We start from the raw sequence: 4,284 nt of genomic DNA, 5'->3' as shown, positions 1-4,284 counted from the left end.
ACCCCCGGCCTCCCCGCCGGCCCGAGGTACCCTTAGGGGCGGGCCTGCCAGGGGGGGTAGGCCCGCTCCTCCCAGTAGGCCAGGCCCGCCCCTAAGGGTACCTCGAGCCGGCGGGGAGGCCGGGGGTCGTCCCAGGGAACCCAAAGGCCCTCAGCCACCTCCTTCCGCCCGGGAAAGCAGTTCCCCAGGCCCTGTCCGGCCTGGAGCACCAGGGCGTAGCGGGGGGCCGCCCAGTCCAGCGCCCGCCCGAAGGGCACCCCATGGCCCTCCGAGCCGTCCAGGCCCAGCACGATGCGCCCCTTGAAGCGGCGGGGAAGCTGGGGCAGGGCCTCCTCGAGCCAGGCGGAGGGCATCCAGAGCAACAGGGTGGCCCCGCCGTGGCCGCCCTCGAGCCAGGCGTAAAAACTCCCAAACTCGTCCACCAGGGTAGGGGTGCGCTCGGCCAGCCAGTCTAAAATCCAGCCGGAATCGGGGGAAGGGCCTGCCACGGCCAGCAGCATACCGGAAAAAAAGAGGGGGGCGAAACCGGTGGCCCAAGCGGGTATGATTGGGGTGCTGTGCGCTACCTTGTGGTTTCCGACTTGCACGGCAACTGGCCGGCCCTAGAGGCGATCCTGCAGGAGGCCAGGGGCTACGAGGCGGTGCTGTTCCTGGGCGACGCGGTGGGCTACTACCCCGACGCCAACCGGGTACTGGACTGGCTGCGCTCGGTGGGGGCCAAGGGGGTGCTGGGCAACCACGACCTCTGGCTGCTGGAGATAAACTCCATGCAGATTGACGGGCCGGTGCTGGAGATTCTGGCCTGGCAGGCCGAACGGATCAGCCCGGAGAACCGGGCCTACCTGGCCAGCCTGCCCTGGACCGCCGAGGTGGAAGGGGCCCTGCTGGTGCACGGCAGCCCGCTGGACCCGCTGGCCTACCTGGAGGAGCTGGAGCAGGCCCGGGAGGTCTTTGAACGGGTGCCCCACCGGTTCATCTTCCACGGCCACACCCACCTGGCCGGAAGCTACCTGGCCCTAGAAAAACCCGGCCAAGACCGGCTGGTGCGCTACCAGCGCTACGCCAACGGAGGGGAACTCATCGTGGCCCCTCGGGTGCGGGCCATCGTGAACCCCGGCTCCACCGGCCAGCCCCGCGACGGGGTGGTGGGGGCGGCCTACGCGATATGGGACCCCGAGGAGGACCTGATTGAGTTCCACCGGGTCAGGTATAACCTCGAGCACGTCCTGGCCCGGCTGCACCACGAGCGGTTCCCCATGTGGCTTTACGAGCGGCTGGTGCTCGGCAAGTAGCTATGCGCATCCTAGGGCACGGCCCCATTCTGGAGTTCCTGCCCCGCTCAGGGGCCCAGGCCTTCCTCTTCACCGGGCCCGAAGGGGTTGGCCGACGCGCGGTGGCCCGCTGGTACGCCGCCGGGCTCAACTGCCCCCAGGGGTTTCCCCCTTGCGGCCGGTGCGCCTCGTGCCGGCTGGAGCCCCACCCCGACTACCTGGAGGTGGCCTCTCAGGGCGAGACCAGGTCCGGGCGCCGCGCGCGGCAGCCCCAGATACGCCTGGAACAGATCGCCCCCCGGGAGGAAGGGGAAGGGCCAAGCCTCCTGGAGTGGCTCGCCACCTACCCCCGCCACAGGGCCAAGGTGGCGGTCATTGACGGGGCCCACCTCCTGGGGGAGGCCGCGGCCAACGCTCTCTTGAAAGCCCTAGAAGAACCCCCAGCCTTCGCCCGGCTGATCCTCATTGCCCCCAGCCGGGAGCAGGTGCTGCCCACGCTGGTCAGCCGGTGCCTGGAGGTGCCCTTCGCCCCCCTGCCCGAGGCCCTGCTGCGCACCCTGAGCCAAGACCCCGAGGCGTTGGCCTACGCGGAGGGTTCGGTAGGGCGGCTGCGCTTCGCCCTGGAGCAGCCCGCGGCCTTCAACCAGCTCACCGACCGGACCCAAGGGGTGCTGGAGGCGATGGGGCAAGGCCCGGCCCAGACCCTAGAGGCCCTGGAGCTCCTCCTGGAACACGAGGAAGCCCTCCCCTACCTAGCCCGCCGCCTAGGCCAGGCCCTGCCGGTGGAAAGCCCCGCCTACGGGCAGGCCCTAGAGGCCCTCCAAAAGGCCCAAGAAGCCCTTGAGGCCTATGTAGGCGAGGAGCTGGTGCGGACCTGGCTGGCCTTCAGACTGGCGCTCGGGTAGCCCCTTGCCGTAGCCTAGACACAGGCTGCGGCGCTCAGCCCAACCAGACGGAGGACGTATGGACTGCATCGGCGTGCGGTTCCCGCACAGCCCTAAAATCCACGATTACGGCTACAGCGGGAATCCCCCCCCGGTGGATAGCTGGGTGGTGGTGCGAAGCCCGCGGGGCCTCGAGCTGGCCAAGGTGCGCTCCAACCCCCACCCGGGGCGGGCGGTGGGCCAGGTGGTGCGGATGGCTACCCCAGAAGACCTGGACAAGCACGCCCGGCTCAAGGCCCGTGGCGAGGACATCCAGTGGTGGCTCCGGGCCCGGCTGCGCCGGGACGGGGTGCAGGCCAAGGTGCTGGGCTGCAGCTTCACCCTGGACGGCAACCACATCGTGGTCCACTACGCCGCCGAGGAACGGATTGACCTCCGGCGCTGGGTGGGTGAGCTGAGCCGGCTGTCCGGGGCACGGGTGGAATTCGTGGCCTTAGGCCCCCGCGACCAGACCGCCTTCCTGGGTACCCTAGGGGCTTGTGGGATGGAGGCCTGCTGCTCGAGCTGGCTGGGGGAGTTCGCCCAGGTCTCCATCAAGATGGCCCGCGACCAGCAGCTCCCGCTCTCCCCAGAGAAAATCTCGGGCCCCTGCGGCCGCCTTCTTTGCTGCTTGCAGTACGAGCACGAGCACTACCAGGAGCTCCTGGCCGACCTGCCGCGCAAGAACGCCCGGGTCTGCAGCGCCCAGGGGGTCTGTGGCAAGGTGACCAAGCTCAACCCCCTCTCGGGCACCGTGGAGGTGCTCACCGAGGAGGGCAGCCTGGTGACCCTACACAAAAGCGAGCTTAGCCCCGGGTGAGGCATGCTCGAGCCGGGCCAGGTACTCGCGCAAAGCCTGGGCCTGCTGGCCCGGCGCCCGTTGGGCGTGCTGGGGCTGCTGGCGCAGGCCCTGCTGGTGAGCCTCCTTAGCCTGGGCCTGCTGACGGGGCCTATGCAGGTGGGCGTCTACGCGGTGCTCCTAGACTACGCCCGGGGTGGGCCCTGGCAGCCCCAGGGGCTCTGGGGCCACCTCACCCTGCGGCACCTGGTGGCGGGCTGGGTCTATGGGGCCAGCGTGCTGGCGGTCTTCTGGGTGGGCCTGTCCCCGGTCGCACCCCAGCCTAGCCTAGCAGCAGGGCTCGGCTTCGTGGGGATGGTGGCCGTGCAGCTCCTTTGGTTCTACACCTTCCAGATAATGACCGAAAGCCCCATTCCCTGGCCAGAGGCCCTGCGCCAGGGATGGGGTCTGGTACTACGAGGTGGCCTGCTCCGCCACCTGGGCCTCATCGCCCTGCTGGAGGGCCTCATCCTGCTGGCCCCCCTTCTGGGGTGGCTTCCCCTGCAGTTCGCCGCCTATCTGGCCCTGCTGGGGCTTTCCACCCTGGTCCGGGCGGTGGCCTACGTCCGGCTGGGCTCCGCCTAGCCCTCCGCCAGCGACACCCCCGCCCCCGCCGAGGGGTAGGCCCAGGCCGCTGGACGCACCCCCTGGGCCAGCAGGCGCTGGGCCAGGGCCTGCTTCAGCTCGTCTAGCCCCGAGCCCCGCAGGGCCGAGACTGGCAGGCCGGAAAGCCGTTCCTTCAGGAATTCCAGGTCGTAGCCCCCGGCCGCGTCGGCCTTAGAGAGCACCAGCAGGCGCGGGGCCTCCACCTCCAGCTCCTCCAACAGGCCCTCAACCACCTGGTAGCGCTCCAAAGCCCCTTCCTGAGAGGCGTCTAGGACATGCAGCAGCACATCCGCATCGCGCAGCTCCTCTAGGGTGGAGCGGAAGGCCTCGAGCAAATCCTCCGGCATGCGGCGAATAAAGCCCACCGTATCGGTGTAGAGCACCTCGCCCAGCCCGGGTAGAAACCCCCGGCGGGTCAGGGGGCGCAGGGTGGCGAAGAGCTTGTTCTCTCCCAGGTCCCCCTTGCGGGCCAGGGCGTGCATCAGGGTGGTCTTCCCAGCGTTGGTGTAGCCCACCACCCCCACGATGGGCACCCCCGAGCGGTCCCGCTGCCGGCGGGCCTCCTGACGGCGGGCGGCCATCTCACGCAGCTTGCGGGTTAGCTCGGCAATCCGGTCCTGAAGGCGGCGCCGGTCCAGCTCGAGCT

At 69.9% G+C, this 4,284-nt stretch carries 6 protein-coding genes; 4 read left to right on the top strand and 2 right to left on the bottom strand.

Annotated features, from left to right (window positions below; genetic code table 11):
* Positions 1 to 32: 32 nt before the first annotated feature.
* On the bottom strand, positions 33 to 488 hold the full coding sequence (locus Mlute_RS14205) for a hypothetical protein (protein ID WP_147371114.1): 456 nt from the start codon (positions 486 to 488) through the stop codon (positions 33 to 35).
* Positions 489 to 557: 69 nt separating this feature from the next.
* Between Mlute_RS14205 and Mlute_RS14200 the strand changes: the two genes are divergently transcribed.
* Genes Mlute_RS14200 through Mlute_RS14185 form a run of 4 tightly spaced genes read left to right on the top strand, consistent with a single transcriptional unit; the run spans position 558 to position 3,617 of the window.
* A complete protein-coding gene (locus tag Mlute_RS14200) occupies positions 558 to 1,292 on the top strand; it encodes a metallophosphoesterase family protein (RefSeq protein ID WP_119361219.1) in 735 nt (244 codons plus the stop codon).
* Positions 1,293 to 1,294: 2 nt separating this feature from the next.
* Complete coding sequence (locus Mlute_RS14195) at positions 1,295 to 2,176, top strand: hypothetical protein (RefSeq protein WP_119361218.1); 882 nt, start codon at positions 1,295 to 1,297, stop codon at positions 2,174 to 2,176.
* 58 nt (positions 2,177 to 2,234) lie between these two features.
* On the top strand, positions 2,235 to 3,014 hold the full coding sequence (locus Mlute_RS14190) for a PSP1 domain-containing protein (protein WP_119361217.1): 780 nt from the start codon (positions 2,235 to 2,237) through the stop codon (positions 3,012 to 3,014).
* A 3-nt stretch (positions 3,015 to 3,017) separates the two neighbouring features.
* Positions 3,018 to 3,617 carry a hypothetical protein gene (locus Mlute_RS14185; RefSeq protein ID WP_119361216.1) on the top strand — a complete coding sequence of 200 codons (600 nt, stop codon included), beginning with the start codon at positions 3,018 to 3,020 and terminating at the stop codon, positions 3,615 to 3,617.
* Here Mlute_RS14185 and Mlute_RS14180 read toward each other — a convergent pair.
* Positions 3,614 to 4,284: GTPase (locus tag Mlute_RS14180; protein ID WP_182482583.1), on the bottom strand; the 671-nt coding region annotated here is incomplete at its 5' end. The genes Mlute_RS14185 and Mlute_RS14180 overlap by 4 nt on opposite strands.

Source organism: Meiothermus luteus, from assembly GCF_003574085.1.
Lineage (GTDB): Bacteria > Deinococcota > Deinococci > Deinococcales > Thermaceae > Meiothermus > Meiothermus luteus.
Note: the sequence above shows the minus strand (reverse complement) of the source record. Positions and strands in the feature narration are given on the sequence as shown.